The sequence below is a fragment of the Xanthomonas arboricola pv. juglandis genome (assembly GCF_905367715.1).
Taxonomy (GTDB): domain Bacteria; phylum Pseudomonadota; class Gammaproteobacteria; order Xanthomonadales; family Xanthomonadaceae; genus Xanthomonas; species Xanthomonas arboricola.
Genome location: NZ_HG999362.1, coordinates 3,607,945 through 3,634,903, shown reverse-complemented (window position 1 = coordinate 3,634,903; position 26,959 = coordinate 3,607,945). Strand labels below are relative to the sequence as shown.

The following is a 26,959-nucleotide window of genomic DNA, read 5'->3' as shown; positions in this document are numbered from 1 at the left end:
CTGCCGCCCCATTGCCCCCGCGCGGGTAGGCGCGGTTCCAGGAGCAGCAATCGATGTCCGTTTCTTCCGTTTTGCCGCGTCGTGCGGTGCTGGCCGTGGGGCTGTCGCTGTGCGTGGCCACCCTGGCCCATGCCGAGGCCGCCATCGATCTCGACCAGGTCGTGGTCACTGCCTCGCGCACTGCGCAGACCCAGGACCAGACGCTGGCGCCGGTCACCGTGATCGACCGCGCGCAGATCGAGCGTCGCCAGGTGAATTCGCTGCAGGACCTGCTGCGTGGCGAAGCCGGGGTGTCGCTGGCCAACAACGGCGGCCCGGGCAAGCCGACCTCGCTGTTCCTGCGCGGCACCGAGTCCGACCAGGTGGTGGTGCTGATCGATGGCGTGCGCATCGGCTCGGCCACCTCGGGCGGAGCGGCGTTGCAGGATCTGCCGATCGAGCAGATCGAGCGCATCGAAATCGTGCGTGGTCCGTTCTCCAGCCTGTACGGTTCCGAGGCGCTGGGCGGGGTGATCCAGATCTTTACCCGGCGCCCGCAAGGCCGCTTCGTGCCCACCTTCAGCGCGGCGGCCGGCAGCGACAATGCGCGCCGCTATAGCGCGGGCCTGGCCGGGCGCAGCGAAGGCGATCTGAGCGAAAGCGGTGGCTGGTATTCGGCCAACGCGGTGCATGACGAAACCGATGGCATCAACGCGTATCTGGACACCAGCTCCAGCGACTACGACCCGGATCGCGATGGCTACCGCAACGATTCGCTGAGCGTGCAGGGCGGCTGGCGCTTTAATCGCCAGTGGGACGCCGACGTGCATGCCTTGCGCGCGCAAAGCCGCAACGAATACGACGGCTCGGCCTTCGGCGGCAACCTGTCCAAGGGCGTGCAGCAGGCGGTCGGTGGCCGTGTGCGTTACGCGCCTACCGATGCGGTCAAGCTCACTGCCAGCGTCGGCAGCAGTTCCGACTTCAGCGATGCGTATTACGACGGTGCGTATCTGTCCACCTATGACACCCGCCGCAAGCAGGGCACGTTGCAGGCCGATATCGCTGCCGGCGCGGGCCTGTTCACGGTCGGCTTCGACTGGCAGCGTGACGCCATCGCCAGCAGCGACAATTATGATGCCGACAGCCGCATCGACCGCGCCGCATTCGCGCAGTGGCAACAGAGCTTCGGTGCGCAGTCCTTGCAGGCCAGCCTGCGTCGCAACGACAACAGCCAGTTCGGCGGCAAGACCACCGGCAGCCTGCTGTGGGGCTGGGATGTTGCCGAGCATCTGCGCCTGACCGCCAGCTACGGCACCGCGTTCAAGGCACCGACCTTCAACGAGTTGTATTACCCCGATTTCGGCAATCCGTTGCTGGGGCCGGAAACCTCCAAGAGCGCCGAGCTCGGCCTGCGCGGTAGCTACGGCTGGGGCACCTGGACGCTGAGCGCGTTCCAGACCCGCATCGACGATCTGATCGCCTACGACGCGTCGTTGGTGGATGCGGCGCATCCGTTCGGGCAGCCGAACAATATCGATCAGGCGCGCATCCGCGGCGTGGAAGCCGGCTATGACACCGAGCTGGCCGGCTGGACCGTACGCAGCGCCTTGACCTGGCTGCAGCCGCAGGCCGATGGCGAGGTCAACAACGGTAACTGGTTGCCGCGGCGTGCGCGGCAGAGCGGGCGCATCGATGCGGACCGCAGCTTCGGTGCATTCGGCGTCGGCGCGAGCCTGTTCGGGTCCGGCAAGCGCTTCGACGATCTGGCCAACACCGAGCGCCTGGCCGGGTACGGGTTGCTGGATCTGCGCGTGAGCTATGCCGTGACCGTGGACTGGAAGGTATCGCTCACCGCCAACAACGTGTTCGATCACCAGTACGAAACCGCACGCTGGTATGCGCAGCCGGGGCGCAATTATCTGCTGACGTTGCGTTATCAGGCCGCGCAGTAAGCGCGGCTGTTGCGCCGTGCATGCGCACTGTGAGGTGAGCGCGCAACGAGGTGGGGCAGGGCGTCGTGCCGCTGGGCGAACTCACGCGTCGATTTGTCGACAGGCCGGCCGGCTGCACCAGGCATTGGCGCTACAGTGCGAGCGTGTGGTGCTGGTGGTGGCAGGTTTGCCGATGGTTCTGACGGGAGAGGCGGTGTGACAAGCGATTGGATCCATGGTGCCTGTGCGGTGCCGGACGCGCGCGTGCGCGCGGCTGCGCTGGCGCGGCAGGAGCAACTGACCAAGCCGCACGGCGCGCTGGGCCGGCTGGAACAGCTGGCAGTGCAGCTGGCGGCCTGGCAGCGCAATGAGCACCCCACCGTGCAGCGGGTCTGGATCGCGGTGTATGCCGCCGACCACGGCGTCGCCGCCGAGGGCGTGTCTGCGTTTCCGCAGGCGGTCACCGGCGAGATGGTGCGCAATTTCGCCCGCGGTGGCGCCGCCATTGCGGTGCTGGCGCGCGAGCTCGGTGCGCGCCTGGAAGTGGTCAATCTGGGCGTGGTCAACGACCCGGGCGAGTTGCCGCGGGTGCGGCGTGCCTGGATCGCGCCGGCCAGTGCCAACATCTGCGAGCAGCCGGCGATGAGTTCCACCCAGTTGCGCGACGCGCTTGCCGCGGGCGCCGAAAGCGTCGCCCAGGCAAAGAGTTGCGACACGCAGCTGTTTGTCGGCGGCGAAATGGGCATCGGCAACACCACCTCGGCCGCGGCGTTGGGCTGCGCGCTGCTGTCGCAATTTCCGCAGGCGATGGCCGGCGCCGGCACCGGGCTGGATGCCGAGGGCATCGCCCACAAGGCCACCGTAATCACCCGTGCGCTGGCCCTGCATGCCGATGCTGCGACGCCGTTGGAGCGGTTGCGCCGGCTGGGCGGTTTCGAGATCGCCGCCCTGGTCGGTGCCTACATCGCCGCTGCGCAGGCCGGGATTCCGGTGCTGGTGGATGGCTTCATCAGCACCGCCGCGGCGCTGGTCGCCACCCATCTCAATGGCGGCGTGCGCGAATGGCTGTTGTTCGGGCATCGCTCGCAGGAGCGCGGCCACGCCGCCTTGCTGCGCGCACTGGATGCCGAACCCTTGCTGCAACTGGACCTGCGCCTGGGCGAGGCCAGCGGCGCAGCGGTGGCGATTCCGCTGCTGCGTCACGCCTGCGCCTTGCACAACGGCATGGCCACGTTTGCCGAAGCCGGCGTGTCCGACGCATGAGTGTGCAGATCAGCTTGCTGCGGTACGGCGACACTGGCTAGCACAGCGACCGCGGTCAGCTCGACGACCCGCTCGCTTAACTGGCAGGCAGCAACTGCGCGCGGCCACCGCCGATGGCGCATGGGATGCGGTGGTGGCCTCGACGCTGTAACACCTGCGCCTGGTTCGCCACCGGGTTGTATGCAGCCGAACGCGCCAGCGACGTTGCGCAAGATCGGGACCGCGCGCCGTGCCGATCTGCGCGATGCTGGGGCTGTCCAACAGGAAACGCCCATGCCAGCAGCTGCTTCGGTCGTCTTCAATCGCCAGCGCAGCGTCGAGCGCGTCGTCGCCCATCTGCAGGCCAGCATTCGCGCCGGCGAACCGCTGCCGGACCTGGCCGCATTGGCGGCAGTCGCGCAGCAGTCGCCGCATCATTTCCATCGGGTCTATCGCGCGTTGGCCGGCGAAACCCTGGGGCAGACCATTGCGCGGCTGCGGCTGAGTTATGCGCTGCATCTGCTGGGCGAGCCGGCCAGCACGGTGACCGAGGTGGCGCTGGCGGTGGGTTATCAGACCCCGCAGGCGCTGGCACGCGCGTTCCGCAGCCTGTTGCAGGCCAGCCCGAGCAGCTTGCGCAACGCGCCCGCGGTGCGCGCACAGAAACTGCAGCAGCTGGCCATGCCCTCGCTGCCGCCGCAGATGTCCGGCGCACCCTTGCAGGTGCTGGTGCAAATGCTCGATCCGCTGGAAGTGGTGGTGCTGCGCCAGCGCGGCGCCTTCGACGATCTGGACCGTGGCTTCGGCCGCATCGCGGCCTGGGCCGAGCGCGCCGGTGCAATCGAACAACTGCAGGCCTTGATCGGCCTGCCGCTTAGCGACCACCGCGATGTGCCGGCACATCGGCATCTGTTCGAATGCGGCATGGTCTTCGACGCCGCACTGTCGCCGCCGGCGCCGCTGCAACTGCGCCAGCTCGACGGCGGCGCGCATGCAGTGCTGCGTCATGTGGGCTCTTATGCAGGTATCGAAGACGCGCTCGACCGCGTGCTCGCGCAATGGCTGCCCGACAGCGGCTACGTCCTGCGCGATGCGCCGCTGCACTATCTCTACCTGGACGACCCCGAAGCGGTGGCAGAGGCAGAGCTGCGTGCCGACATCCGTGTGCCGGTCCGGCCCGCGACGCACGCCGATGCCGCCGCCTGAGCTGCCACCGGCAGGAACACCATCTGCGGCGGCGGATGCATCAGGAACTGCTGGTGCGAGATATTCCACGCATACGCGCCGGCCAGCGGGAAGGCCAGGCAGTCGCCTGGCGCCAGCGCTGCGATAGGTTGGTTGCGCGCCAGCACGTCCTTGGGTGTGCACAGCTGCCCGACCAGGGTGACCAGGGTGTCGCGCAGCACCGGCGCATGCCTGCCACGCAATACGCGGAACGGGTGATCGTGGCCTTGCGCGGCCGGGGTGCGGAAGTGATGGGTGCCGCCGCGGGCGATCGCAAACCACGCGCCGTGGCTGCGCTTGAGGTCCAGCACGTCCATCAGATACCAGCCGCAGCTGGCGCTGACATAGCGCCCGGGTTCCAGCCGCAGGCGCAGTGCCTGGCCGTGTTCGCGTAGCAAGGCAGGCAAGCCGGCGCAGAAGCCTGCCCAGTCGAACGACGATTCCGGCGCCAGATAATCCACACCGAAGCCGCCGCCTGCATTCACCCGCAACGGGCCAAGCGCGTAGGCCTGCCGCCACTGCTGCACGGTGCGCAGGTAGGCGGCGATCAGATGCAGCTGCGCGCCGGCATCGCGCTGATGCGACATCAGATGGAAATGGAAGCCTTCCAGCCGCAGCGAGGGGCTGGCCCGCAGCCGCTGGATCGCCGCATCCAGATCGTCCGGGTCCAGGCCGAACGGCGAGGGCTGCCCGCCCATCATCAGGCGCGTGCTCTGCGCGCCGGGCACTGCGATGTTCATGCGCAGGAACACCGGCACGCAGCGGCCGGCCTGCGCCGCGATCGTGGCCAGGCGTTCCAGTTCGCCCAGGCTTTCCACATGCACGGTGCAGTCGGGCAGTGCGACGGCCTGGGCCAGTTCGCCATCGAGCTTGCCAGGGCCGCCGAACAACAACGCAGCCCGGGGTTGTTGCGTGTGCAGCCAGGCCAGTTCGCCGCCGGAGGCTGCCTCGAAGCCATCCACGTGCGGGGCGAGCGTGTGCAGGATCGGCGGCTCCGCATTGGCTTTTGCCGCGTAGAACAGCTCGCAGTCGGCCGGCAGTTGCGCGCGCATCCAGGCCGCATGCGCATCCAGTGCGGCCAGGTCGTAGACGTAGGCGCACAGCGGGCCATCGCTTTGGTCGCGGATGCCCGGCAATGCCTGCATCACTGCGTCAGTATCGATGCGCAGGCTCATGCCGCCACCCGCCGTGCCGCTGCGATGCGTGGAATCGGATTAGGCAGTGCGGTGTAATCGGATTGGCGATCGGCGCGTTGCCACAGCCGCGTGCCCAGGTTGTTCTTGCCGGGCAGCGGCGCGCCGTCGAGCAGGCCCTGCAGCGCGGCTTGCGGACCATGGCGCTGTTGCCAGCGTGCGGCGAGCTCGCCCACGCATTGCCACAGGCGCGCCTCCAGCACGGCATCGCCTTCGGTCAGATGGAAGATCGCCTCGGCCAGATTGTTGACCAGCGCGCAATACGCCACGCGATTCCAGCCCTGTTCCGGCGTGTAGTACAGCGATTGCCGCGCGCGTTCGCCCACGCCCTGCAAGCGCGTGGCGGGCCAGTGATGTGCGAGCAGCTTGGTGCCTTCCAGGTCGCGGATCCATACCCGCGTCGGCCAGCCATCGGCAAATCCGATCACGGTGTTCTGCAGGTGCGGTTCTAGCGCAATGCCGTGCTGGAACAGGGCACTCCACACCCCGTCCAGCAGCAAGCCGGCATAGGCGCGGAACCACAGCAGCGTGGCGGTGTGGCGATCCATCTGCGCGCCGCCCAATGCCTGCAGCCTGGACGCACACACGCTGTTGCCCTGCGCATCGCAGGTGAACAACGCGGCGGCCACCTGCGGTTGCCAACGCGCGCGTTGCGCGGCGGGCAGGGTCTGCCGGTACAGGATGCCGAAGCTCTCCGACAGGCCACGCGCCGCCAGCGGGTCGGCGTCGTGCAAGGCGGGATCGACCTGGGCGACCTCCAGCGAGGTGGCCGCCGGCTCCAGCATCACATCGAAGCCCGGCACCTGCACGGCCAGCGCACGCCAGCTCGGTGCCAGCAGCTCGGTGAGCGCGACCGCACTTTCCAGCTCGTACCAGGCGTTCTTGCGCACGCAGTTGGTCAACCGCACATGCACCGAGCACTTGAGGAAATAATCCAGTTCCGGGTGATACAGCGTGCGCACCGACGAGGTGGGCCGCAGTGCCTCGCCCAGCATGCCGACAGGCTCGATCAGCCCGCGCGCCTGCAGGGTGCGCAGCAGCGGGTCGTCGAGCAGGCGCTGCGCTTCCCACGGATGACAGGGATACAGCGCGTCGCTGCCGGAGAGTTGCCGCAGGCTGGCACGCACATCGCGGCCCTGCATGCGCAGCAGCCGTGGGTCGATGCGGAACCAGAACAGCTGGAACGCGGCGCGTGCTTCCGGCGCGCAGGCCAGCACCTGCGCCAGATCGACGCCTTCGCGGCTCTTGGGCGTGGGATGCAAGGCATGCCCCCACAGCATCGATTGTTCGGCGTCGATCATCGCCTCGCCGGTCGCGGCGGTGCCCTGTGCCTGGCGCAGCAGTGCGGCAGTGATCGCCACGCTGTTGGCGCTTTGCGCGAGCAGTTCCGGGTTGACCGCCTGCGTGCTGCCCAGCGCCTGCAGCAGGCAACGCGCCAAGGCATGCGCGTCCAGGCTCTGCCACGGTTGGCCGGCGCTCTTGAGAAACGGCGTGGAGGCAAAGCGGCAGCGGCCCAGGCGATCGGCATAGGCGATGCGCACGCACAGCGCGCCGGTGTCGCCTAGATCGATCCGCAGCCAGCGCTGCTCGGCCACGCGCGGGCCGGGGCGATCCAGCCCGCGGTAATCGAAGTCCGCTGCGCGCTGCGGAATCGCGAACTCGCGCAGGTAGCAGTTCAACCAGCAACTGCAGGCCTGCGCGTCGGCCATGCTGTCGTACCAGGGGTCATGCATCGTGTGCGGCGACATCGGCAGATCTCCTCGAAGGGAAGCGCACCAGAACGGTGAGCGCAGCGGCCGCCGCAGCCAGCGCGGCAGCCAGGAAGGGGGTGGCAGGGCCGGCCGCCTGGGCCAGCGCACCGGCAGCGGCACCGGCGAACACGCCGGCCCATTTGCCGCAGGCATCGAAGCGGCCGAACAGGCGCCCGGCGCCATGCCCGCTGGCGACCAGCGCCAGGCTGCGGTTGAGCCCACGCAGGCCGAACAACATGCCGAACCCGAACAGCAGGCGTGCCGCTGCCAATGCGATGGCGTCGTGCAGCAGCGCCTGCCACAGGCAGGCCAGCGCGAATAGCACCAGGCCGGGTACCAGCCAGGCCTCGCCATCGCCGCGCCGCCACCACGGCAGCACCACCAGATAGACCAGGTGCGGCAGGCTGTAGAGCAGGCCAGCCAGCGCGTCGTGGCCGGCGCCGCGCGCCAGCGCGTACGGGATGAAGTAGGGGAAGGTCACCACCATCGCGAAGCAGAACAGGAACTGCGCGATCAGCAACGCAGGCCACAGTGCGCTGGCCGGTGCTGACGCCGATGGCGCCGACGCAGCCACGTGCCTGGAGGGCACGGACTGCGCAGTGGGCGCGGTCGGCCGCGGCGTAGGCCGGTCGGCGGGCAGACGCCAGGTCAGCGCGAACGCCAGCAGCGGCAGCAGCGCAAGCGCGCGATACAGCGACTGCGCCGGGCCAAGCGCCACGGCCAGGCCCAGCAACGCGGGCGCGCTGACCATCGCCAAGCGCGCCGAATACTGCGTCCAGTCGAGCGCGCGCGCCAGCGGGCCGGCCTGCGGCTGGCTGGCCAGGTACGCATTGGCCGCCGCCAGCGAGCCGCCGCAGGTGCCTTGCACGATCAGGCCGATCACCAGCCAGCTCAGCGACGGCGCGAAGCCGGCGATCGCAAAGCCCAGCGCCAGCCCCAGCTGCGCACGCAGCAGCGAGCGCTTGCGTCCATAGCGGTCGGCCAGGCGCCCCCAGGTGCCGGCCGTCAACGCGGTGCACAGCGTCGGCAACACGTACAGCACGCCGCTCCAGCCAACCGCCGCAGACGGTGCCAGTTCGGCCAGCACCTGCGGCAGAAACAACGGCATGCCCAGTGCGGTGAAGGCGGCCAGGTAATGCGCGGCCAGCACCGGGCCCAGGATGCGCTTCATCGCTGGGCACCCGCCTGCCGACGCGGCCTGTGCTGCGCGCCGGCGAAGGCGTCGCCGAAGGGATTGGGCGCGCTATCGCCGTAGAACTTGTTGATGTCGCTCGCACCGGTGAGTTGCTTGCTGAGCAGGCTGCCGGCGCTGAGCAGGTACTTCACCGGCAGCCGCGGTGCGGCCAGCAGGCGACGTGCGGGAGCAGTATCGATGCCATCGACATCCAGCTGCGCCAGCGTCAAGGCGAACTGCGTCTGCAACTGCGTATACAGCGGCGCGCGCAGCGCCGGCTGCCATTCGGCCAGGCCTTCCAGCACCGCCTGCAGATCCAGCTGCAGCACGATGGTGCAGAACATCTGCGCCAGGGCTTGCGGCTGGTCCACCGCGATGCGCGCATCGTGCAGCGGGCCCAACGCGTCCAGATCCGGCAGCTGCGCGCGCAACTGCGGCATCGCGATGCGCGCGGCGTCGTTGTCCTTCATCAGCAGCCGCGTCGCCTGGCCATCGGCGTAGACCAGCACGCTGTTCTGCTGATTGGCTTCCAGCGCGATGCCGTAGCGCAGCCAAAGACGCAGATGCACCGCCAGCATCAGCTCGGTGTACTCGCGCCACCAGCCGAGCACATCGCCCTGCGCAAAGCGCTCGGCCAGATGGATCGCCATCGGCCGGCCATCGGGCAACCGCGCGCACAGCGCGGCCACCGGCACCAGCGTGGTGGCGTCCAGCGGTGGGTAACGCCGCAGCAGATAGGCCAGATGACGGGTCTGTCCCACATGCCCGCCATGCGATTCGTCCACGAACACGCAGCGGCCGCGCAGGGCCGGATCCAGCGCATCGATGCGCCGCAGTGCGCGCTCCAGCCAGTGGCCGTCGTACAGCGTGGAGGGCTTGATCAGGCGCAGATTGAGCGCGCCCAGCGTGCGCATCGGAATCGGCAGCTTGAGATGCAGCTGCGGATGCTGCAGCGGCACCAGCGTGCGGACCGACAGGGTGGGGCGCACCTCCAGCCAGGCCTGCGGCGCCCGCAGTGTGCCTGGCGGCAGTGCAAAGCCGTCCTGCTCCAGCCGCGCCCACACCAGCGGATGCACCGGCCAGGCGACATGCGTGTCGGCCAGCGCAGGCGGCAGGCCCAGCGTGGCGAAGTCCGGCCACAACTCGGCCGGCGCTTCACTGGTGCAGCTGACCTGCGCACGCGGAACCGCCAGCCAGCGCAGCGCGAAGGTGGGGGCGAATTCCGGTGCGTAATCGCGCAGTTCCGAGGCATCCAGCCCGGCCTTGGCACGTGCGGTGGGATAGAACGGATGATCGCGATAGCTGGCCAGTTGATCGCAGCGATACGCCCGCTCGGCTGCATCTGCATGCTGCAAGGCATTGAGCAGCGCAGGCGCCTGCGCGTCGTAGGCCTGGCGCGCCAGGCCCAGGTGGGCGGCAGCGCACTCGGCTTCTTCGGCGTAGGCGCGATGCAGCTGTTGCGTCTCGCTGTCCAGCTGCGCGCTCATGCGTTGCAGCCAGGCCTGCGCACCGCGTTCGACATGCGCGCAGTCGGCACCCTGCACGATCCAGCTGTCGCCGCAGGCGCTGATGTCCTGCAGATAGCCCTGCCGATGGATTGGTAACCACAGCGTGCCGTCGGGCAGATGCGCGATGCGCCACCAGCCCTCCACCGGGCTGGGGTCGGTCCATGCCGCCAGCACGCCTGCCTCGGGCGTTGCGGCGCTGCCGCGGGTGGCGATGCCGCGCAGGTCCTCGCGCAGGCAGGCATCGATGATGCGGGTGGCGATATAGCGTTGGTCGGCGGCACTGCTCATGCGCGCAGCTCCGCGCCATCGATCCGCCACTGCAGCCCCGCTTCGGCATGCACCACCGCCTGTTGCAGCGCCTGTGCATCGCTGGCCACCGCGCTCAGCACACCCAGGTAATCCTTGTTGGAATGGCTCAGGCGGATGCGTTCACCGGGCGCGCGCATCCGCCGGTACTGCACATCGCTGTGCGCATCATGGTGGCGGCGATCTTCGCTGGCGGTCACCAGCTCGCCGTCCTGCTCGGCGACGTAGTAACGCAGCAAGGCATGGGCGCGATCGCAGCGCAGCTGCGGCAGCGGCAGGCCCAGATGCGGCGCCAGCGCGGCGGTGAACCACTGCCTGCCGAACATGTCGTCGAGCAGGAACTCGCGGCGGTCGCCGATGCTGCGGTAGTTGATCTCCACCAGCACCGGGCCGTCGCTGGTGAGGATGAATTCGCTATGGCACAGCCCGAAGCCGACCCCGAAGCTGCGCAGCTGTTGCAGCGCCTGCGCAATCACCGGCGTGTCCACGCGGGCATCCCATTGCGCCTCGCATTCCACGAAGTGCGGCGGCGGCGACAAACGCACCTTGAAGCCGCCCAGCGCCTGCAGCGTGTGGCCGTCGCCCAGCGTTTCCAGCGTGAACAGCGCGCCTTCCAGCATGCCTTCCAGCAGCACGGTGCGCTGCGGATGGCGCTGCCACACATCGTCCAGATAGGCCTGCAACTGCGCGGCGTCTGCACAGTGGCGCACGTCCAGGCTGGCGACACCTTCGCGCGGTTTGGCCACCACCGGCCACGGAATGTCAGCCGGCAATGCGGCGCCCGGTGCCAGCGTGCAGAACCACGGCGATGGCAGCCCACGCGCACGCAGGCGCTGACGCATCGCCGCCTTGTTCTTGGCCGCGTAGCAGACCTGCCAGTCCTTGCCGGGCAGGCCGAGACCCGCTGCGACCAGCGCGGTGCTGGTCTGCAGATGATCGCTGTTGCTGAACACCGCGCACGGCGATACATCGGCGTCGTGCAGTACATCCAGCACGCCGAGCGGATTGAACACATCGCATTCGATCACCCGTTGTGGTGCATGCGCCGGATGCTCGCGGAAATGGCTGAGGTGATCGAGTCGGTGGTCGGTCAGCAGCCACACCGGCAGGCCGAGCGCATGCGCGGCCGGAAGAAACCCTTCGGTGATGGCCGGATGGCAGACATGGGTGAGGATCACCAACGGTGCAGCGGATGTGGCAGTCATGGCAGCTCTCGTTCAACAGGACGGTGGAAAAACCGGTACTGAAACGGGCTGCCTGGCGCCGCAGGGGCGTTGGGTGGCCTGCGATACGGTGATCGCATGCCGCATGCTGCGGCAGGGAGACGTGCGTCATGCACGCCGTGTTGTCTGCGGCGCCCGCCAGCGCGAGCGCCGTTGCCGTCAGCCGACCGACGCCCCTGTACGTCGGTCGCTACGGCATGTGCCGGGTCGAAGGCCTAAAACGTGTACTCCAGCCCGGCGGTGACGGTGCGCGACGGTGCGGCCTGGCGGCCCCACGGGCTGGTATCCACACCGCGGAACCAGTACTGCCGATCGAACAGGTTGTTGATCGCCAGCGACGCGCTGAATTTTTGTCCATCGCGTTCGAACAGGGTATGGCTCACCTGCGTGTTCCATACCCAGTACGACGGCAGCTCGCCGACCGAGGCGATCGCGTTCTCCTGCACGGTGTTTGCCGCATCGCTGTAGGCCTTGCTGAAGTAGTAGCTCGACAGTGCGACAGTGGTGTGACCGAGCGTGTAGTTGCCGCCCAGGGTGATCTGGTTGCGCGAGGTGTAGGGCACGCGCAGTCCGCGGAATGCACCCGATTCCTGGCTGGCATCCAGATACGCATAACCGGCGTTGAGGGTGAGCGCGCGCAGGTTTTCCGGGCTCCATTGCAGTTCCAGTTCGCCGCCTTGATGGCGGGTCTTGCCGAGGTTGCGGAACACGCGCGTGGTGTTGTCCAGCTGGATCTGCTGATCGAAATCGATCAGATAGGCACCGAGCTGGATGCGGGTGCGGTCGTTGGGCTGGTAGCGCGTGCCGGCTTCGTAATTCCATGCAAGTTCGGCATCCAGGTTGTTGCCGAAGATGATCTGGGTGACCTGCGGCGCACGCAGCGAGCGCTGCCCGTCCGCATAGAAGAACCACTGTTCGTTGGCCTGAAACCCGACCGTCAGACCCGGCAACACATCGCGGGTCTGGTTGAGCGTACGCAGGCCGGTGGCACGATTGAAATAGCGCGAATCCAGCCGCTCGTAGCGCAGGCCCGGGGTGATGGTCAGGCGTTCGTCGGGCAGGGTGATCGCATTGCTGACGTAGGCGGCCAGTGCGCGGTCTTCGAACTGCCAGTCACGCACGCTGGTGAACAGGCCATCGCGCAGGCGCAGATTGCCGACCAAAAAGTCGATGTCCTCGTGCACCGCACGCACGCCGGCGGTCCACTGCTGACGCACGCCACCGGCATCGCCCATGCTCCAGCTCAGCCGCGGCTCGCTGCCGACCACGCGGAAGTCGCGCGGTGCGGTCTGGCGCAGTTGTGGTGGCAAGTCCGAACGCCAGGTTTCGGTGGCGGCCTGGCGCATGCCGACGATAAAGTTGCGGCTGCTGCGCGCGCTGAAGTTGGTCCAGGACAACCGAACATCTTTCAGCGGCCCCCAGTCTCCGAACAACTGCTCGTAGCTCAACGATGCGCGCGTGGTACGCCCATTGAAGCTGTCCAGCGGGCGCGTGGACTGGCGCGGGTCGCGCCGGTAATCGTCCGGGCTGAGCGCGCCGGCCAGATCCATGTCGACCAGATAGCGTTGCACGCTGGCCTTGAGCAACTTGGTGTCGTCCAGCCACCACTCCGCACGCACGCGCAGATTGCTGATGTCGGTATCGCTGTGCGCGCGCCAGTACTCGCCGTAAGTGCGATTGGCATCGACCTGCAGGCCGAGGTTGTCGGTGAGGTAGCCGCCGCTGCTGAGCGCGCTGTCCTGCAGGAACTGGCCCTGGCCGCCGGCGGTGACCTTGTGCGCCAGCGTGGTGCTCCACTCGCTGGGGATCTCCTTGCTGACCAGATTGATTACCCCGCCGACGTTGTTCGGCCCGTACTGCACGGCCGCGCCACCGCGCACGATATCGATGCGGTCGATCTGGTTCAGCCCCACCGGAAACAACGACAGGCTGGTCTGCCCGTACGGCGCCAGTGCCAGCGGAATGCCGTCTTCCAGCACCTGCACGCGGCCGCTGCGGCTCTCGTACAGGCCGCGCAGCATCAGCTGCGGCAACGCACCGGTGCCGGTCTCGTCGAAGATCTTGATGCCAGGCACGCGCTGCAAGGCATCGTCCAGCGAGCGGTTGCCGCCATTGCGCAGTTGCTCGCGGTCGATCACCTGGCGGCTGCCGGCATAGCGCTGCACGTCGTCGGGCCTGGAACGCCCGAGCAGGCTGCCTTGCACCTGGATCGTGTCCAGCGCACGGATCGGCGTCTGCGCATCGGTGGCCGCCGCATCCGGCGACTCGGTGGCGAACGCCAACGGCGGCAGGGCCCAGGTGGCCGCAGCGATGGCGATGGTCAGGGCGTGGAAACGGAACGTCGACATCTACGGCGTGCTCCTGCAGGCGGGTGGTGGAGTGGGTGCGGCGAAGCTGGCCAGGTGGCCGCGCAGTGCGCGTTGAATCAGCGCGCGGTCTTCGCCCGCCAGCAGCCAGCGCAGGTCCGGCTGTTGCAGCCAGTGCGCGCGTTGCGCGTCGGTGCGCGGATTGGGGCAGAACGGCACGTTGGCCGCAACGCAATGCGCATGCAGTTGCAGCAGCAGCTCCCACACCTGTGGATGGGTCGGTTGCGGGCCCAGGCCCAGGTCCAGCGCAAGATCCAGTGCGCCTTCCATCACCAGTGCCACGCCGGGCAGCGCCAGCAGCTCGGGCACTGCCGCAATGCCGGCGGCACTTTCGATCATCGGCACGATGCGGATATCGCGATTGGCCTGCGCGATGTAGGTGGTCAGGTCGATATTGCCGAAACCGGTGACGCGCCCGCCGGTGATGCCGCGCCGCCCCAGTGGCGGGAACCGTGCCGCGGCGATGGCATCGGCCAGTTGCGCGGCCGATTCGGCGCGTGGAATCACGATCCCGCGCGCGCCGGCATCCAGCACGCGGCCGATCAGTTTTTCGTCCACCTCCGGCACGCGCACCCAGGCCTCGCAGCCGGACAGCTCGCAGGCACGGATGGCGTGTTCCAGTTCGTCCGGCGCGCGCAGCACATGTTCCAGATCGAGCACCACAAAGCCGTAGCCGATGCGGCCCAGCAGCTCGCACAACTGCACGCTTGGCACTGCGTTGAGAACGCCAACCGCAAACGTCATGGATGAGGCCGCCAAGGAAACGGGCGCTCATCCTGCTCCGGATGGGAATGATTATCAAGTGGATTTGGTGGGCAGTTTTCGGTGCCCAGGTCGCAGTTCGATCAATGCACGGCTGCAAGCCGTTCCGCACTGAACCACCTGCGGGCAACAAAAAACCCGCAGGCGCCGCCGGCGGGTTTTTCGTTCTTGCAGCGCTGCGTCCCCCGCCTTGCGGTTACGACGCCGGTACGCGCAATGCCCGATACGGCGGGGTGGACATCACCATCTCGGCCAGCGAATAGGCCAGCTCGCGTTCGGCCAGCACCGCGCCGTCGGCACCGTGTTCGAGCAGGTGTTTGACCTCGGTGTCGCTGTGCGCGCGTGCCAGCAGCGTCAGCGAGGGGTTGATCGCGCGCAGCTTGGCCAGCGCCTCGCCGGCTTCCAGCGGCTGCGGGATCGCCAGGATCGCGATCTTGGCATGCTCCGGGCGGGCTTCGGCCAGCACGCGGTCGGCCGCCGCACTGCCGCGGATACCGGGGATGCCGGCCGCATGCGCCTTGGCCACATGATCGCCGTTGTCGTCGATCACCAGCACCGGCACGCCGCGGCTACGCAGCAACTGCGCCAGCGCGCTGCCGACGCGGCCATAGCCGATCACGATGGCATGGCCGTCCAGCGGCAGCGGCGGGCCGGGCGGCAGTTCCGGCTCCACCGCGGCCGGGGCGTCCTGCGCCTGCCTGGCCTGCCAGCGGTCCAGCCACGAGAACAGGAACGGGTTGGCGATGATCGACAGCAGCGCGCCGGCCAGGATCAGGTCGCGCCCGGTTTCCGGCAGGATCGCCAGCTGCACGCCCAGTCCGGCCAGGATGAAGGAGAACTCACCGATCTGCGCCAGGCTGGTGGAAATGGTCAGCGCGGTGCCGGTGGGGTGGCCGAATGCACGCACGATCACGAATGCGGCCAGCGACTTGCCCAGGGTCACGGTCAGGAACGTGGCCAGCACCTGCCACGGATGCTCGACCAGGATCATCGGGTCGAACAGCATGCCCACCGAGACGAAGAACAGCACCGCGAACGCATCGCGCAACGGCAGCGAATCGCTGGCGGCCTTGTGGCTGAGCTCGGATTCCTTCAGCAACATGCCGGCGAAGAACGCGCCCAGCGCGAACGACACCCCGAACAGCGTGGCCGACAGGAACGCCACGCCCAGCGCGATGCCGAGCACGGCCAGCGTGAACAGCTCGCGCGAGCCGGTGGCGGCGACCTTTTCCAGCGACCACGGAATCACCCGCCGCCCGACCACCAGCATCACCGCCACGAACGCCACCATCTTGAACAGCGTCAGGCCCAGCGCGGCCAGCAGCGAGGTGGATTCGCCGGCATGTGCCGCCGCCGGCGCGGCGGTGCCCAGCACCTCGGCCAGGGCCGGCAACATCACCAGCGCGATCACCATCACCAGGTCTTCGACGATCAGCCAACCCACCGCGATGCGGCCGCGCTGGGTTTCCAGCAGGCGGCGTTCTTCCAGTGCACGCAGCAGCACCACGGTACTGGCCACCGACAGCGCCAGACCGAACACCAGCCCATGCATCAACGGCCAGCCCATGCTCCAGGCCAGCGCCCAGCCAAGCAGCGTGGCGACCACGATCTGCGCCAACGCGCCCGGAATCGCGATCCATTTCACTTCCATCAGATCGTCGAGCGAGAAGTGCAGGCCCACGCCGAACATCAGCAGCATCACGCCCAGCTCGGACAGCTGGTTGGCCATGGTCTGGTCGGCCACGAAGCCGGGCGTGAACGGCCCGACGCAGACGCCGGCCAGCAGATAGCCGACCAGCGGCGAGAGTTTCACTTTCTGTGCGAGCGTGCCCAGCACGAAAGCGACCGCGAGGCCGACGGCGATGATGTCGATGAGGCTGGTGTCGTGATGCATTCCAATCCGTTGTGAGAGTGTCCGAGAGAGCGTCGCGGGCGCGACCAGCCAACGGCACTGCGCCGGGCGTCGCCTGCGGGCATTGCGTGGTCATGGCTGGAGTCCGGCGCGGGGGAACCGGGACCGCGTTGCTGGTCCGGTTGGCCGGACGCCCATAGTACACAGCGCTTGATTAACGCGATGCGACATGCCGCGCATGCACGCAGGCCGATACATGGGTCAGACGCTGCGGGTAAACCGCTGTGGCCCGCACGTGCGCGTACGAGTTGCGACGCAGGGCGCAAGTCCGGCACGCCGATTCAACATTGACGACACCGCTTCGCCCCTGCGCAAGGCCGCGGCGCGGCGCCGGCCGACAATCCGGGCTCCCAGTGGAGCGCCTGCGTCCTTCGGCAGGCCCACGCACGCATCGCCCCTGTTGCGAGCGATGCCACACGAGCCAGGCCATGCATCTCAGCGATTTGGCAACACCCCAATTCCGGCACGATCCCTATCCGACCTACGCGCGCCTGCGCGAGGAAGGCGCGTTGGTGCAGGTGGCAGACGGGCGGCTGATGTCTGGCCGTTACGCCGTGGTCGATCGCCTGCTCAGCGACCGCCGGGTCGGCCGCGACTATCTGCAAAGCATTCGTCTGCGTTACGGCGAGGCGGCGGTGCACCTGCCGCTGTTTCAGGGCATGAGCCGCATGTTCCTGCTGCTCAACCCGCCGCTGCACACCCAGTTGCGCGGACTGATGACGCAGGCCTTTGGTGCGCGGCAGATGGAGTCCATGCGTGAAGTGGCCAGCGATACCGCCGCCGGGTTGATCGATGCTTTCCAGGCCAACGGCCATTGCGATCTGCTGACCGAGTTCGCGTTCCCGCTGCCGATCGCCATCATCTGCCGGATGCTGGATATCGATGCGGCCGATGTCACCGCGTTGAGTCACGCGACCAGCGCACTGGCAAAAGTCTTCGATCCGATGATGACGGCGGAGGAACTGCAGGCGACCAGCGTTGCGTACGACCAGCTGGCAACATATTTCCACGGCGTGATCGCGCAACGGCGCAGCGCTGGCGGCGACGATCTGATCGCGCGTTTCATCCAGGCCGAGGACAACGGCCGCCGCCTGAGCGACGAGGAGATCGTCTCCAACGTGATCCTGCTGTTCTTTGCCGGCCACGAAACCACCTCCAACATGATCTGCAATGCGCTGGTCGCGCTGCATCGGCATCCACAGCAATTGCGCCTGCTGCAGGAAACCCCGAGCCTGCTGCCCAATGCAGTGCTCGAATGCATGCGCTACGACAGCTCGGTGCAGATCGCCACGCGCACGGCCTTGCAGGATTTTGAGATCGAGGGCGTGGCGATCCCCCAGGGCGTCATGCTGTATCTGATGCTGGGCGCGGCCAATCACGACACGCTGCAGTTCACCGACCCGCAGCTGCTGGATATCCGCCGCCAGCAGGGCCGTGCGCTGTCGTTCGGTGGCGGCATTCACCACTGCCTGGGCAACCGGCTGGCGCTGATCGAAATGGAAGCCGCGCTGGCCTGCCTGCTGGCGCGTCTGCCGGCGCTTCGGCTGGAGCAGCTGGACACGCTGAGCTGGAACGATCGCGCCAACCTGCGTGGTGTGGACGCGCTGCTCGCCTCCTGGTGAGCTGCGGCGCAGTGCCGGGCCGGGCCAGCTCGGCACGCATTGTTGCGGCAGTCATAGCGCTGGCAATCACCGTGGCAGATGACGCACGGCCGCTGCGCGCGAATCGAAGCCCCCAACGACAAACACCGCCGATCACTCGGCGGTGTTTGCGTTGACGCAGGCGCGGATCGGCAGGTCCGCTCGAACCCGCCGGTCAGAACCGGTAGGTGACCCGCCCGTACCAGTAGCGCCCGTTGAAGCCGAACGGCGACAGCGACGAATACTGCAGGCCGCCGGCGCGGTCGTCGTAGGCGGTGGTCAGCTGCGCCTTGGTCGGATACTGATTGGTGAGGTTGTCCGCGCCCACGGTGAAGGTGAACGCGTTCCAGGTCTGGCTGGCGGCCAGGTTCAATAGCCAGCGCGCGTCATAGGTCTGGTCCTGGCTGCCATCGGCCGGGTCGCTGATGCGCTTGATCGATCCGTAGCGGGTGGCGTTGAAGTTCAGCGCAAAGCCGCCCAGCGTCCAGTCCGCCGCTGCCATGTACTTGGTGCGCGGGGTGGCGTCGGTGAGCAGGCCCTGGCTGGCGCGCCCGAAGTTGGGGTTGGACAGTTCCAGGATCGTGGTCTTGTTGTAGTTGGCGCTGGCACTGAGATTGAGCTTGCCGTAGCTGCCCAGGTCGGCGAGATAGCTGTTGATCCAGTCCACGCCACGGGTGCGGCTGGTGGCGCCGTTGACGAAGAACTGCACCGCGGCCACCTGGCCGATCGGCTGCGCCAGCTGCAGCTGGTCCGAATACAGGATCTGGTCCCAGATGCGGATCTGGTAGACGTCCAGGCTGGAAGTGAAGCTGGCGGTCGGCTGCCACACAGCGCCCAGGCCGTAGTTGGTGGATTTCTCCGGGCTCAGCGGGCCGGCTCCCAGCGCCACCGCGACCGGGTCGGAGGTGCGGTAGGTACCGACCTGCACCAGCTCGCCGTTCTGGATCAGCGTCACCACCGAGGCGTAGTTCTGCTGGGCCAGCGACGGTGCGCGGAAGCCGTTGGAGATGGTGCCGCGCAGCGAGAAGGTGTCGCTGAAGGCGTAGCGCGCCGACAGCTTGCCCGAACGCGTGGAGCCGGCATCGCTGTAATTTTCATAACGCCCGGCGATACCGCCGGACAGCTTGTCGGTGATGTCCGCTTCCAGGTTGGCGTAGACCGCATTGCTGTGGCGTCCGAACTTGCCGGCCACCGTTGGCTCCAGGCCGGAGAACACCTGAGCGCCGCCCGGATACGGCGCGCCGTCGTCGGGATTGATGGTATTGGGATCGAAGAAGTACGACTCCGGCGAGCCGGCGGTGATCTGGTAGCGGTCCTGGCGATGCTCGGCACCGAAGGCCACATTGACCGGATACGCCAGGCCCCAATCGAAGGACTTGTTGACGTCCAGGTTGATCGTGCCCTGTTCGGTTTCGAAGCCACCGGAATTGAAGTTGGTCGGCGAGCTGCCGGTGGTGTAGTACAGATTGGTGTTGATGCTGTTGAGGATGTTGAAGGTCATGTCGTTCTTGCCGTAGGTGGCCGACACGTCCCAGTTCCATTCGCTCTCGGTGCTGCCTTTCAAACCCAGCACGGCCGAGCGGTCGTTGGTGGGGTTGTAGATCTGCGGCAGGAAGCCGTTCGGGTAGATCGCCTGCACATTGCGCGCGGTGTTGTCGGCAGCGCGGTAATAGCCGTTGGAGGTGACCTCGCGACGGCTCATGCTGAGGTGGCCGTACAGCTCCAGGTTGGGCGAGAACGCGTAGCCGAATGCGGCCAGCCCCTGATAGAACGTGGAGGCCGGGTCGCCGTGGCGCTGGTAGGGCACACCGCCTGGATTGGGCGTGCCCGGCACGGTGGTGGCGCGGTTGGTGTTCTCGCCGCGATTGGTGCTCATGGTGTTCTGGTAGTTCCAGGACAGCCGCACCCAGCCCGGCGCGGTGTCGCCGCCGCTGCCGCCGAACGGCAGGCCGACCGAGCCGTCGATGCCGTTCTGCTCGCCATCGCCCTTGTCCATGATGCCGCCATTGATCGACACGCTGTTGCTGCCGGCATCGGCGCCATGCTTGAGCACGATATTGACCACGCCGGCGATCGCATCGGAGCCGTACTGGGCCGAGGCGCCGTCACGCAGCACTTCGATGCGTGCGATGGCCGACATCGGCAGCGAGTTCAGGTCGGCCGGCGCCGAGCCGCGGCCGACGTACGGGTTGTAGTTGATCAGCGAGGAGGTGTGATAGCGCTTGCCGTCCACCAGCACCAGCACCGCATCCGGCGACAGGCCGCGCAGCGTGGCCGGGCGCGCGGCATCGTTGCCGTCGGAGATCGCCGGGCGCGGGAAATTCAGCGACGGCAGCAGCTTGCCCAGCGCGGTGGCGATGTCGGTGGCGCCGGTGGCCTGCAGCGACTGCTCGGTGATGATGTCGATCGGCGATTCGGATTCGGCCACCGTGCGGTCGCTGACGCGCGTACCGGTGACGATCAGGGTGTCCAGGGTCTTCTGCGGCTGGGCAGGCTGCGATTGCGCACTGGCAGCGAACGTACAGACGGTGAGTGCGACCGAGATCGCAAGCGAGAGTGCGTTGGAGGTGTGCATGGGAATGGAGACTCAAAGGGGATGGTGGACGCAGCGATGCGCTGCGCGCATTGCCGGGGGAAGACGACGGCGGACTGCGTGATCCGTGTTGCCTGCGCGCAGCGCGTGTGCGCTGGCAAGGCGACGTGCACAGCAAGACAGCAGACTGCGACGCAGCGTCTGCTGCGTGGCGCATCCTTGCGAAAGAAGGGGGGAACTCGCCCTTTCGCGACAATCGGAAAGGGCGAGCGATGCTGCGGGCGTGCTGCCTCGTCTCAGCGAGGTGGGACGAGGCGATCGACGTGCCGGCCGCTGCCGACCGGCACGCGGCGATTTACCACTTGTAGCTCACGTTGGCGTACACCAGCGCACCGTTGAAACCGAACGGCGAGGCGCTGCTGTAGGGCAGGTAGGTGCGCGTGCCCAGGCCGGCTTCCTGACGGTCGGGATACTCGTTGAGTACGTTGTCGCCGCCGATGGTGAAGTTCCAGTCGTTCAACTTGTAGGACGCGGCCAGGTCCAGCGTCCATTTGGCCGCATAGGTCTGGTCGCTGCCGGCGTTGGTGCCAAAGGTGCTGAACTCGCCCCAGCGCGTGGCGGTGCCGGTGAACGACCAGTTGCCCGGCGACCAGGTGCCGCCCAGGAAGAACTTGTCGCGCGGCGTGCCTTCGGTGATGCGACCGAGTTCGGCGCGGCCGATGCGCACCGCGCCCGGATCGATCGCTTCCAGCGCAGCCGGGTTGTCGGCGACCCGTTCCACTTCGGTCTTGTTGTAGTTGTAGCCGGAGGTCAGCTCCGCGCTGCCGCCGTCCAGGTTCCAGCGATAGGTGCCGACCGCATCCACGCCTTGGGTCTTGGTGTCCACCGCGTTGGTGAAGTAGCGCCCGCCACCGATGCCCGGGAAGCCATTGGCCTGCAGATAATTGCGCGCCGCATTGGAGGTGAGGTTTTCCGACAGCACGATGCGGTCATCGATATCGATGCGGTACGCATCGACCGTGATGTACAGGTTTTCGATCGGCTGCAGCACCACGCCAAGACCGTAGTTCTTGGATTCCTCGGCCTTCAACGGCTCGGCACCGAGTGCGATCGCGGCCGGGTTGTCGGTACGGAAGGTGCCGATCTCGAACGGGATCGCAGTGACCGTGCCATTGGGCTGGGCCACGTTGAGGAACTGGGTGGCGATCGACTGGAAGTTCTGCTGCTGCAACGACGGCGCACGGAAACCGGTGGAGGCGGTGGCGCGGACGGCCACCTTGTCGGTGAACGCGTAACGCAACGACAGCTTGCCGGTGGCGGTATCGCCGAAATCGCTGTATTTCTCGTAGCGCCCGGCCAGACCGGCCGAAAGCTTTTCGGTCAGATCCGCTTCCAGGTCGACGTACGCCGAATGGCTGTTGCGGTTGTAGTAGCCGGCGTCGGAGAGTTTGAAGCCGGGGAACACCTGTGCGCCCGGGATCAGTGTGCCTGCCGCAGAGGGAATGCCGCCATTGGCCGAGGATGCCGCATCGCCGGGGGACTGGTTGAACTTCTCACCGCGCCATTCCGCACCGAAGGCCAGCGTGACCGGATACGCCAGGCCCCAGTCGAGCGTCTTGGTGAAGTCGGCATTGAGCACGTTCTGGGTCACTTCCAGCGTGCCGGCATGGAAGTCAGTCGGGCTGGCCAGGCCCAGGCTGTTGTTCAAGCTGTTGCGCACATCGAAGGTGAGATTGTTCTGGCCGTAGTTGTAGCTCAGGTCGATGTTCAAGCCGCCTTCGGTCGAGGTCTTCAAGCCGCCCACCCACGACACGTCCTTGCTGACGTTGTAGATCTGCGGCAGGAAGCCGTCCGGATAGATTTCCGGGCGGTTGCGGTTGTCGCCGGCAAAGCGGAAATAGCCGTTGGACAGTACCTCGCGGCGGCTGACCATGCCGAACGAGTAGAAGGTCAGGTAATCGGTGGGGCTGTATTCGCCGTTGAAGGAGATGGCGCCCTGGTCGATGTCCGGATCGCCGTAACGCTGCTCCACGCGGCCCTGGAATGGCAGCGCACGGTTGGTTTGGTCCGAATGCCCGGCCTGTGCGGCCAGATGCACCTTGCCGGTTCCGGCAAAGCTGAAACCGGCATCGCCGGACAGCTGATACTGCTCGCCGTCGCCGGCGCTGTACTTGCCATAGCGGCCAGTGACGCTGCCGCCTTCGCCGCTGCCCTTGAGCACGATGTTGATCACACCGGCAATCGCATCCGAACCGTATTGCGCCGATGCGCCGTCACGCAGCACTTCGATGCGCTCCACTGCGGCGATCGGAATGGTGTTGAGATCGGCCGGCGACGAACCACGACCCTGGGTGTCGTTGAGATTGATCAACGCGGTGCTGTGATAGCGCTTGCCGTTGACCAGCACCAGCACCTGATCGGGCGACAGGCCGCGCAACTGCGCCGGGCGCACTGCGTCCGAGCCGTCGGAGATGGCCGGGCGGGGGAAATTCAACGAGGGGATCGCGCGTGACAGCGCGGTAGCCAGCTCGGTGGTGCCGGTCGATTCCAGTGCCTGTGGCGAGATGATGTCGATCGGCGATGCCGATTCGGCCACGGTGCGATCGGCCACGCGCGTGCCGGTCACGATCAAGGTATCGAGCGTTTTCTGGGTGGGAGCCTGTGACTGCGCGGACGCGTTTGAAGCGGAAAACGACAGTGCAAGAACAACGGCAACTGCGAGTGGACTGGTCTTGCAATTCATGCGGTGACAACTCCGAGTGGGGAACGGATGCATCGCAGGGGCCCCCTCCCGGGCCGCGTCCGTTGCGGCAGCTGCGGTGCGTTCCCAACCATTAACCACGTGTAACCGCATGTCAAATTTTGGTTACGTTGCGCAAGTAACTGTCATGCATGACGTGCTACTGCCATCGTTGTCATCGTGCACCAAAGTGATGCGCCGTTTGCACCAGACCTGCGGCATCAGCCGCTTGCCTGCACCATCATGGACATCGATACCAGATATGAAACTTCTGCATCAGAACGTGATGTGCACCGCATCGGCACTGCGTTGCGCAGGACCATGGAACACCGCTTCGATGTTGTTGCCATCCGGGTCGAGCACGAACGCAGCGTAGTAGCTCGGGTGATACGGGCGCACGCCCGGCGCGCCGTTGTCGCGACCGCCGTGGGCGAGGGCGGCCTGATGGAATGCGTGCACCATGGCCACGTCGTGCGCCTGGAAGGCCAGATGGTGGCGGCCGGTGAGTTGGCCTTGCGCCATCGTGTCGCGATCGGACACGAACAGCTCGTCGGCCCAGAAGAATCCCTCGCCTTCGCCACCGATCGGAATGCCCAGCACATCGAGCACCGCCTGGTAGAAACGTCGGCTCGCCGCCAGGTCGTGGACGACCAGATGCAGGTGATCGATCAGGCGGCCACGTGAGAGCTGCGCTGCGTCCATGGTGGGTGCTCCGGCAGGGTGGAAGCGGTGTTGATACCACCGCGGCCGCCGGCAGCTCTTCACGGCGCATCGATGCCCGCGCCTGGATGGCTGCATCAAAATGCCGTACGTACAACGGATAAAACGCACACGCCCCGGGCAAGCCGGGGCGTGTGGTCAGGCGTCAGGATGCGGCCGTGCCGCGTGCGTCAGTAACCAACACGTGGCAACACCGCAGCAGTGTGGATCGCTGTCTTGATTACCAGCGATAGTTGATGCGGCCGTACACGTAGGCACCGTTGAAGCCGAACGGCGACAGATTGCTGTACGGGAACTGCCCGCTGGTGGAGTTGGCGAAGTTGTTCTCGTCCGGGTACTCGTCCAGCAGATTGTCCGCACCCAGGGTCAGCGTCCAGCGATCGATCTTGTAGCTGGCCGAGGCATCCACCACCCACTTGGCGCCGAAGGTCTGGTCGTTGATCGCCGCTGCCGGACGCGTGCTGTACTTGCCATAGCGCGTGGCACCCAATGCCAGCGTCCAGTGCTCCAGATTCCAGCTACCGCTGACCAGGAACTTGTCGCGCGGGAAGCCTTCTTCGATGCGACCGCGTTCGGTGCGGTCGATGCGCTCCAGGCTCAGCCCGTTGGCCGACAACGCCGCCGGATTGGCGGCGACGCTGCGCACTTCGGTTTCCGAATAGTTGTAGCCGGCGGTCAAATCCACGCTGCTGGCGGCGAGCTGCCAGCGGTAGCTGCCGACCACATCCACGCCGCGCGTGCGCGTGTCCACCGCATTGGTGAAGTAGCGCCCGCCGTTGATGCCGAAGATGCCCTGCGCTTCGAGCAGGTTACGCACGCCGGTACCGGTGAGGTTGGACGACAGCACGATGCGGTCGTCCACATCGATCTGGTACGCATCCACGGTGAGGTAGAGCGCATCGGTCGGCTGCAACACCAGGCCCAGGCTGTAGGACAGCGAGGTCTCGGCATCCAGCGGCTCTGCACCCAGCGCGCGCGCCACGTTGCTGTCGGCCGGGAAGGTGCGGATCTCGAACGGGTTCGGATTGCCGGCCAGGAAGGTGGTGCTGGTGGACTGGAAATACTGCTGCGCCAGCGACGGCGCCCGGAAGCCCGACGCCACCGTGCCGCGCAGCGCAATCTTGTCGGTGAACGCATAGCGCCCGGACAACTTGCCTGATGCCTGGCTGCCGAAGTCGTTGAAGTCTTCGTAGCGCCCGGCCAGGCCGGCGGAGAACTTGTCGGTGAAATCGGCTTCCAGATCTGCGTACAGCGCGTAGCTGTCACGCGAGTACCGCCCGGACACGCTGGGCGCGAATCCGCCAAAGCCCTGCGCGCCACCGGCCAGTGTGCCGGCCTGGAAATACGAGCCCACTTCGCCCGGCGACTGGTTCCACTTCTCGTTGCGGTATTCGGCCCCGAAGGCCACCGTCACCGGGTACGCCAGGCCCCAGTCGAAGCCGCGCTTGACGTCCAGGTTGACGATGTTCTGCGTGGTCTCCAGCGCGCCATCGTAGAAGGAGGTCGGCGAGCTCGGCCCCAGGCTCACGTTGAGCGTGTTGCGGGTGTGGAAATCGATCTTGTTGTAGCCGTAGTTGTAGCTGGCATCCCAGTCCCAGCCGCTGGCGGTGGAGCCGCGCACGCCGGCCACCAGCGAGCGGTCCTTGGCATAGGTCTGGATTTCCGGCAGGAAGCCCTGCGGATACACCGACAGGATGTTCTGGCTGCTGCCCGGCGCGCGGAAGAACGCGAACGAGGTGATGTCGCGGTTGCTGGCGGTGGCGAAGGCGTAGCCGGTGATGCTGTCGCTGAAGGCGAACTCGGTATTGGCCGACACCGCCTGCGCATTCACGTCCGGGTCGCCGATCTTGAACGCCTTCTGGCCCACGGCCGGCTGCGAGGCGCTGGGTGCGCCGGCATAGCCGCGCGCGCGGTCGGTGGGGTCCTGCTGGTTGAGCTGGGCGGCCACATGCAGCCAGCCGCGCTCGTTGCCGTAGGCCACGCCGGTGTCGCCGGACAGCTCGTAGTTGCTGCCGTCGCCGGCCGAATACTGGCCGAAGCCGGCCTGCAGGCTGCCGCCCTTCTCCGCGCCCTTGAGCACGATGTTGACCACACCGGCGATGGCATCGGAGCCGTACTGCGCCGACGCGCCATCGCGCAGCACTTCCACGCGCGCGATCGCCGCCACCGGAATGGTGTTCAGGTCCACCGCTGCGGCGCCACGGCCGATGGTGCCGTTGAGGTTGAGCAGCGAGGAGGTGTGGCGGCGCTTGCCGTTGACCAGCACCAGCACCTGGTCCGGCGACAGGCCGCGCAGCTGCGCGGGGCGGATCGCGCTGGTGCCATCGCTCAGGGCCGGGCGCGGGAAGTTCAGCGACGGCAGCGCGCGGGCCAGCGCGGTGGCCAGCTCCGAGGTGCCGGTGGCCTGCAGCGACTCGGCGCTGATGATGTCGATCGGCGACTGCGACTCGGCCACGGTACGGTCGGACACCCGGGTGCCGGTGACGATGACGGTATCGAGCGTATTGGCCGGGGCGCTGGCCGGGGTGGCGGTCTGGGCGAAGGCGGGGGAGGCGAGCAGCGCCGCAACGACGGCGGTTGCGAGCGTGGACAACGGGTAATTCATGACAACTCCGAACGGGGGTCCAGGCAGGACCAGCAAGGCTGGGCGGGGTCTGGTCGCGGCGATGCGAAGGGAACGACGGCCAGCCCGAAGGCGCTAATTATTCGTTAACGCTAGAATGGCGTCGCAGGAGTGCTGCTCATCTGCTCATTC

At 67.1% G+C, this 26,959-nt stretch carries 16 protein-coding genes and 2 pseudogenes; 6 read left to right on the top strand and 12 right to left on the bottom strand.

The genetic code is table 11. The features are described from left to right. The first annotated feature begins 53 nt into the window (after positions 1-53). The 5 genes and pseudogenes from btuB (at position 54) to KHN93_RS15760 (ending at position 4,358) form a co-directional block, all read left to right on the top strand. Positions 54-1,931, top strand: a complete 1,878-nt coding sequence (btuB, locus tag KHN93_RS15780; protein WP_211920696.1) for a TonB-dependent vitamin B12 receptor — start codon at positions 54-56, stop codon at positions 1,929-1,931. Between the two features lie 44 nt (positions 1,932-1,975). Next, positions 1,976-2,130: pseudogene (locus KHN93_RS15775) on the top strand (bifunctional adenosylcobinamide kinase/adenosylcobinamide-phosphate guanylyltransferase); the annotation flags it as partial. After that, positions 2,127-3,173, top strand: a complete 1,047-nt coding sequence (cobT, locus tag KHN93_RS15770) for a nicotinate-nucleotide--dimethylbenzimidazole phosphoribosyltransferase (protein ID WP_024940845.1) — start codon at positions 2,127-2,129, stop codon at positions 3,171-3,173. The pseudogene KHN93_RS15775 and the gene cobT, both read left to right, overlap by 4 nt. Then, a pseudogene (locus KHN93_RS15765) lies at positions 3,170-3,371 on the top strand (histidine phosphatase family protein); the annotation flags it as partial. The gene cobT and the pseudogene KHN93_RS15765, both read left to right, overlap by 4 nt. 75 nt (positions 3,372-3,446) lie before the next feature. After that, on the top strand, positions 3,447-4,358 hold the full coding sequence (locus KHN93_RS15760) for an AraC family transcriptional regulator (RefSeq protein WP_230673905.1): 912 nt from the start codon (positions 3,447-3,449) through the stop codon (positions 4,356-4,358). Here the strand turns inward: KHN93_RS15760 and KHN93_RS15755 are convergent. The 8 genes from KHN93_RS15755 to ybaL form a co-directional block, all read right to left on the bottom strand. Continuing rightward, on the bottom strand, positions 4,262-5,551 hold the full coding sequence (locus KHN93_RS15755) for a type III PLP-dependent enzyme (protein ID WP_047130440.1): 1,290 nt from the start codon (positions 5,549-5,551) through the stop codon (positions 4,262-4,264). The genes KHN93_RS15760 and KHN93_RS15755 overlap by 97 nt on opposite strands. Beyond that, positions 5,548-7,317, bottom strand: coding sequence for an IucA/IucC family protein (locus KHN93_RS15750; protein WP_047130441.1), 1,770 nt, complete (start codon positions 7,315-7,317; stop codon positions 5,548-5,550). The genes KHN93_RS15755 and KHN93_RS15750 overlap by 4 nt, the downstream gene beginning before the upstream one ends. Further along, a complete protein-coding gene (locus tag KHN93_RS15745) occupies positions 7,295-8,491 on the bottom strand; it encodes an MFS transporter (protein ID WP_047130442.1) in 1,197 nt (398 codons plus the stop codon). The genes KHN93_RS15750 and KHN93_RS15745 overlap by 23 nt, the downstream gene beginning before the upstream one ends. Next, the gene (locus tag KHN93_RS15740) at positions 8,488-10,290 is read right to left on the bottom strand and encodes an IucA/IucC family protein (protein ID WP_211920694.1); all 1,803 of its coding nucleotides are present in this window, start codon (positions 10,288-10,290) and stop codon (positions 8,488-8,490) included. The genes KHN93_RS15745 and KHN93_RS15740 overlap by 4 nt, the downstream gene beginning before the upstream one ends. Next, positions 10,287-11,513 (bottom strand): ATP-grasp domain-containing protein, encoded by a 1,227-nt coding sequence (locus KHN93_RS15735; protein ID WP_211920692.1) that lies wholly within the window; start codon positions 11,511-11,513, stop codon positions 10,287-10,289. Before KHN93_RS15735 ends, KHN93_RS15740 begins: the two co-directional genes overlap by 4 nt. A 233-nt stretch (positions 11,514-11,746) precedes the next feature. After that, positions 11,747-13,879, bottom strand: coding sequence for a TonB-dependent receptor family protein (locus tag KHN93_RS15730; protein ID WP_211920690.1), 2,133 nt, complete (start codon positions 13,877-13,879; stop codon positions 11,747-11,749). Further along, a complete protein-coding gene (locus KHN93_RS15725) occupies positions 13,880-14,641 on the bottom strand; it encodes an HpcH/HpaI aldolase family protein (protein ID WP_211920688.1) in 762 nt (253 codons plus the stop codon). It lies immediately after the preceding gene. A 214-nt stretch (positions 14,642-14,855) separates the two neighbouring features. Next, positions 14,856-16,553: a YbaL family putative K(+) efflux transporter gene (gene ybaL, locus KHN93_RS15720; RefSeq protein ID WP_016903742.1), complete on the bottom strand. Its 1,698-nt coding sequence runs from the start codon at positions 16,551-16,553 to the stop codon at positions 14,856-14,858. Between the two features lie 446 nt (positions 16,554-16,999). Between ybaL and KHN93_RS15715 the strand changes: the two genes are divergently transcribed. Next, positions 17,000-18,193 (top strand): cytochrome P450, encoded by a 1,194-nt coding sequence (locus KHN93_RS15715; protein WP_211920686.1) that lies wholly within the window; start codon positions 17,000-17,002, stop codon positions 18,191-18,193. A gap of 193 nt (positions 18,194-18,386) precedes the next feature. Here the strand turns inward: KHN93_RS15715 and KHN93_RS15710 are convergent, their stop codons facing one another. The 4 genes from KHN93_RS15710 to KHN93_RS15695 all read right to left on the bottom strand — a co-directional run bounded on the left by KHN93_RS15710 (position 18,387) and on the right by KHN93_RS15695 (position 26,809). Then, positions 18,387-20,786 carry a TonB-dependent receptor plug domain-containing protein gene (locus KHN93_RS15710; RefSeq protein WP_054591040.1) on the bottom strand — a complete coding sequence of 800 codons (2,400 nt, stop codon included), beginning with the start codon at positions 20,784-20,786 and terminating at the stop codon, positions 18,387-18,389. A 313-nt stretch (positions 20,787-21,099) separates the two neighbouring features. Next, positions 21,100-23,487 (bottom strand): TonB-dependent receptor plug domain-containing protein, encoded by a 2,388-nt coding sequence (locus KHN93_RS15705; RefSeq protein ID WP_211920684.1) that lies wholly within the window; start codon positions 23,485-23,487, stop codon positions 21,100-21,102. A gap of 273 nt (positions 23,488-23,760) precedes the next feature. Next, positions 23,761-24,186 carry a VOC family protein gene (locus KHN93_RS15700; RefSeq protein ID WP_181141847.1) on the bottom strand — a complete coding sequence of 142 codons (426 nt, stop codon included), beginning with the start codon at positions 24,184-24,186 and terminating at the stop codon, positions 23,761-23,763. 238 nt (positions 24,187-24,424) lie between these two features. After that, the gene (locus KHN93_RS15695) at positions 24,425-26,809 is read right to left on the bottom strand and encodes a TonB-dependent receptor plug domain-containing protein (RefSeq protein ID WP_211920682.1); all 2,385 of its coding nucleotides are present in this window, start codon (positions 26,807-26,809) and stop codon (positions 24,425-24,427) included. Positions 26,810-26,959: the final 150 nt, after the last annotated feature.